A 753-nucleotide genomic window follows, 5' to 3' on the forward strand; every position below is an offset into this window, starting at 1 on the left:
AGCGCGGCATAGGCAGTCATGGCTTTCCTCCTCGATAGGGGATGCTCAATATGGGGCGAATCGCACCCAATGACCGCATCTCGAAGAACCGTCTGATTTCGGCATGATGGCGACGTGAAGGCGCGCAAATTGACGGTGAGCCCCGGTTTTTGGGTGCTGATCCGCTGATTTCCGTGTCGGAACCGGCTGCAGGGGCCGGTTTTTGCGTCATGCGGGCGCAGGACGCCCCTCAAGCCAGGCAAGACGCTGGAAGTTATAGGCCAGGTTGGCCATCCCGATCTTGATGCGGGCGCGGGCGATGCCGATGGTCCGCACGACCAGCCCCATGCGGTGCTTCTGCCCGGCGAACAAGTGCTCGACCGCCGAACGCACGGCGGATCGTTTTGCATTGGCCCTGGCGATGCGTTCGGGCATCGGCCGGCGCGGCAGCTTCTTCTGGTGGATGTGGCTGGTGAACATCCCCTTGGCGAGGAACGCCTCGTTCTTCTTCGACCGGTAGGCCGTGTCCGCCCAGACCCCCGAGCCGGTGTTGTCCTTGCTGACCACATCGGGCAGTCGTGCACCATCGTGAGCATTGGCGGCGCTGGCGTCCCAGGTACGGATCAGACCATGGGTCCTGTCGATGCCGATGTGGTTCTTGTAGCCGAACATCGGGATAGCGAGGTCGACCGTGCGCGGCGACTGACAGGATGCGAGCGTAGCGACAATCAAGATGAGAATCGGTTGTTGGGGTGTCGGTGAAGGGCGGAGGGC

Annotated in this window: 1 protein-coding gene; it reads right to left on the minus strand. The window is 62.5% G+C overall.

Going from position 1 to position 753, the window contains the following annotated elements; genetic code table 11:
* Positions 1 to 207: 207 nt before the first annotated feature.
* Positions 208 to 753: transposase (locus K7W03_RS27550; RefSeq protein WP_226870572.1), on the minus strand; the 546-nt coding region annotated here is incomplete at its 5' end.

The sequence above is a fragment of the Sphingobium sp. PNB genome (assembly GCF_019873065.1).
In the GTDB taxonomy this organism is placed as follows: domain Bacteria; phylum Pseudomonadota; class Alphaproteobacteria; order Sphingomonadales; family Sphingomonadaceae; genus Sphingobium; species Sphingobium fuliginis.